The 4505-nt window shown below is 26.6% G+C and carries 3 protein-coding genes; all 3 read left to right on the top strand.

What is annotated here, in order from left to right; all coding sequences use genetic code 11:
• The first annotated feature begins 1267 nt into the window (after positions 1 to 1267).
• Positions 1268 to 1432: a hypothetical protein gene (locus DNC80_RS14550; RefSeq protein WP_182651835.1), complete on the top strand. Its 165-nt coding sequence runs from the start codon at positions 1268 to 1270 to the stop codon at positions 1430 to 1432.
• Between the two features lie 110 nt (positions 1433 to 1542).
• A complete protein-coding gene (locus DNC80_RS14545) occupies positions 1543 to 3597 on the top strand; it encodes a sensor histidine kinase (RefSeq protein ID WP_182651834.1) in 2055 nt (684 codons plus the stop codon).
• 6 nt (positions 3598 to 3603) lie between these two features.
• Entirely contained in the window at positions 3604 to 4266 is a 663-nt protein-coding gene (locus tag DNC80_RS14540; RefSeq protein WP_182651833.1) for a response regulator transcription factor, read from the top strand.
• The last annotated feature ends 239 nt before the right edge of the window (positions 4267 to 4505 follow it).

Below are 4505 nucleotides of genomic sequence, written 5' to 3'. Positions count from 1 at the left end.
GTAATCAATCAATTAATAAATTTGCTCATTTCTACTTATTTTTTTTACTTTGTGTATCAATATTTTTCTACTTTCGGATATAAGAAATATTCATTAATACTTCGTTCTTTTTTTGTTATACTAGTAATTGTTTTTTTGCAATTATTTATTCTTAATACAATAAATAAGATTGGGAAAATCTATATTAACTAATTCAACTTATTATTTGCAGCAAAGAAAATTACTGCTGAAATATAACTTATTTATGATTTTTTTATTAAGTTTTAATTTATTTCTGGAAGTACTTATTTCTTAACTGTTTGTGTTTATTTTTTATGTCAACTAAGATTTTATATGAATCTAATATATTGGCGAATTTTTTACTTGTAAATGGAGCACTTCTATCGAAGTGAAATATCAATCCTTTTGCAATTCTACTGTTTTATTAACCATTTTAAGCCACTAAATACTTTCCCTTGGAATTCATCATATTATTTAAACAACCGCCTATTATATTCTATGCTATAGATTGAATATAGTTGTTAATTATAGTAAGTCTTCTTTAATTCCAATGTATCTTAGATTTGAAACCCATGCTTTTGAGGGTGTTTTGTAATTAATTTTCTGTTTAATTCATACTCGACTATTAATTAATTATCATTTGAGTTGGTTGCGACTTTGAATTTCTTGTTTAATTTACTTTATAAAAAACGGTTTCAAATATTTTGATTCTCTTATTCTTTCAATTTTATTGCCTTATTAAATCTTTCATTACACTTCTCGTTTCAACCTTCCGATAAATCCTTGATTTTATATCATAAATAAGTTTCTCTGTTACTTGAAGTAATTTAAGTACTTTCTATTGTTCATGTATTTTCCTTATCCAGGATTTAAATTTAATTTTTTTTAGAAAAATTCAATTTCCAAACACCTAAAATGTTTTCTTAATTATTTACCAGTGATGGTGTTATGTTTAAATGCTAAGTTATACTGTCTACCCTGATTTTACGCTAATAAATCATGTCAAAGCAACATTGTTTGAAAAAAAAAGGATAAACTCAACTACCCCTTAATGTTAATTTGTTTTTGCAAAAACAATATTTTTAAATATAGGAATTTTAACATTTTTTACACCTTTAGTCTAAAGCCAAACTTTAGAATCGATATAGATTTGTAGTGTAATATTACAAGTACAAGGAATTCCTGATTAGCAATTTCCATAGCGTAATAGCCTTGAAAAAGCTGTTATTCAAAAAAAAATATTTATTAAACTAAAACCAAAAAGACCATGAAAAATTTATTTTTTATTATAGCCATTATCACCCTAGTTCTTACTTTAAATTCTTGTACTGCTGACGAAATTGAAACAGAAAAACCTAAAGTTCAAGTAGAAGCTCAAGATGATGTTGATCCAAAACAAAACGGAGGTGTTGTTATACCACCAAAAAAATAATCAAGGTTTATTATAAAGTTATTGAGAGGTTATTGTCATCATTGATTATCCCTTTTGTCGTATAAAAAGTATAAAAAATGTACTTTTACAATTATTTTAATTCTTCAGTATTGAAACTATTTAACATAGCATTGATTTTTAGTCTATTTTTTTTGGGGTGCCAGCGTAAAGATGAAAAAATTTACGCTGCGACCACTAGTAATGTAGATTCCTTAATTTCAAATTCCAGAGACCAAACTAAAACAAAAAAGGAAAGACTAGAAAAGGCATTATTGGCATTTAAAATTATTGAAAACAATAATGCTTTAATAGTGTCCTCCGACTATTATTTTGAATTGGTAGATTCGTTTTTACAACTTGGAAAGAATGACAAATGTCTTTACTTATTGCAAAAATTGTATCGCAAATCAATTCTATTAAAAGATAACGAAGGTATTCAAAATGCAAGCTATAGTCTTGCAATTGTTTATCATAATGAAACAAAATACGATTCGGCCTATTACTACTTCACAAAATCAGAAAAAGTCATTTTAAAAGAAAAAAATGACAATTTGCTAGGAAACGTTAAAATCCAAAAAGCAGAAATTTTATCATTTAGGAATGATTATATTGGAACCGAAAAACTAGCCATTGAGGCATTAAAAATTGGCATTGCTAAAGAAAACAATTTATTGATTTACAATTGTTATCTCACTTTAGGTACAGCACTCATGGGTTTAAAGAATTATGACAAATCTTTAGACTATAACAATAAAGCAATTGAAGCCTCTGAATATCTAAAATCAGAACCAATGTATTTATCATATAAATGCCAGCCCTATAATCAAATTGCAAACATTTATGTAAAAACCCAAAAATATAGTAAAGCTATTGAATTTGCAAAACAGGGTTTAGCTTTAGCTGATTTTAAAAAAATAGATCCTCCGATTTATTGTTATCTTATTAATAAATTGGCTTACTCTAAATTTAAACTGGGTGATAAATCATCATTTAAACAATTTGAAGAAACTTTAAGAATTGGCGACAGCATTGGAAGTACACCTATTCAGATAACTTCTAAAATTTATTTAGGCGAATATTATTTAAATGAAAAAAACGATTCAAAAGCGAATTACTACTTAAAAGATGCACAATTACAAGCTCATAAAAATAACCTTTTTGAAGACGAACTCATAATTCTTAAATTATTAGCTCTTGTTAATCCTCATGAGGAATCCTTTTTTTCAAATAAATATATTCAGCTTACTGATAGTCTTCAAGATGTAGAGCGTACTTCTCAAGATAAATATGCCCGAATTGAGTTTGAGACTGACCAAATAGTTCAAGAAAAAAAAGTAGTTGAGGATAAAAAAAATGAAATCTCTAAACAGTTTTATTTATATGCTGCTTTAAGTGGATTTATATTGCTAATATTATTATTTGTGTTATCTATCAAAAACAAAAACATTAAACTTGAAAAATTGTTCCGTAAGCAGGAGCAAGCTCTTAATGATTCACAGATATATAATTTGATACTTTCAAATCAACAAAAAATTGAAGAGGGCAAGCTTATTGAAAAACAACGAATTTCTAGAGATCTCCATGATGGAATAATTGGAAAATTGTCAGCAATACGGATGAATTTATATGAAATTAAATACAATCAATCTCCAGAATCCATAAAAAAGCATTTAGATCATATTGCGGTTATGAAAGATATTGAAGAGGAAATTAGGAACCTTACACACGATTTAAATACAACTGTTTTTTCAGGCTCCGATGATTTTGAAGCCATGATTAAAGCATTATTTACAGAATTAAATCTAAATTCAGCAGCTAAAATAAGCATAGAAGTTGATCCAAGAATAGTATGGTCTGTTATTGATAAAAATGTAAAAATGAATCTTTACAGAATTTTTCAAGAGGCATTACAAAACATTAATAAATATGCAGACGCTAATTTAATAACGATTGCAATTACTAAAAATGAAACAAGTATAGGAGTTCAAATTGCTGATAATGGAAAGGGTTTTGAAATACAGCAAATAAAAAAAGGTATTGGTTTAAAAAATATGGAATATCGCACCATGGAGCTTAACGGACAATTCTCAATAGAGTCAAAACAAAATATAGGAACAAAAATAAATTTGTCAATCCCATTAGAATTCAATAAATTTGAGTTTTAAATATTTATGACAAAAAAAATATTAATTGTTGAAGATCATCCTTCAATGATTACTGCTTATCAGACTATTCTTTCGCACAATAGATTGGGCCATGATTTAGAGTTTTATTCAGCTAATAATTGTGAATCAGCATACGAATGCATTTCAAATGAAATTAATACAATTTCTTTTGATTTGGTTATGCTCGATTATAGTTTACCTCCTTTTCCTGATAAAAATATATTTAATGGTGGTGATTTAGCAGTTTTAGTTCATAAATATATTCCTTTAGCAAAAACACTGATTATTACTTCGCATTTTGAAAGTGTTATTTTGTACAATTTATATCAAAAAACTAAAGTCAACGGAATTTTGGTGAAAACAGATTTTGACGATGAGGAATTGTTATTGGCCTACGATAAAATCATGGCTGGTGAAAACTATTTCAGTAAGACTGCTAATAAAGCGAAAACAGATCGTTTATTAGCTGAAGGACATTTTGACACTATTGATCGTCAAATCATAACGTTAATATCTAATGGATGTCAAATAAAAACTATTGCCACTACTATTAAAGTTTCAGAAGATACTGTTAAAAAGCGTAAAAGTAAAATAAAGGATATTTTAGGTATTGATAAAGGAAATGACGAAGATATTTTACGGGAGTGTAGAATATTAAGAATGATCTAAATTTTGATGTAAAAATCTCAAAAAAATAAAAGAAACTTCAAAAGAATAAGTTTTATAACCAGGAAACATAATACGGTATTTTATGTGTTTTTTCAATTTATTAACCAACATCATTCTAAATTAACAAAGCTGTATTTCAAATAGATTCTAATAATGTAGATTTTATTTTTAATTGTTTCATTTATCATTTCCCCTCGAATTTAAACTTCAATTATTGTTACAGTTTCTAATCTTTAAAT

The organism is Flavobacterium sp. SOK18b, from assembly GCF_014156605.1.
Taxonomy (GTDB): domain Bacteria; phylum Bacteroidota; class Bacteroidia; order Flavobacteriales; family Flavobacteriaceae; genus Flavobacterium; species Flavobacterium tiangeerense.
Note: the sequence above shows the minus strand (reverse complement) of the source record. Positions and strands in the feature narration are given on the sequence as shown.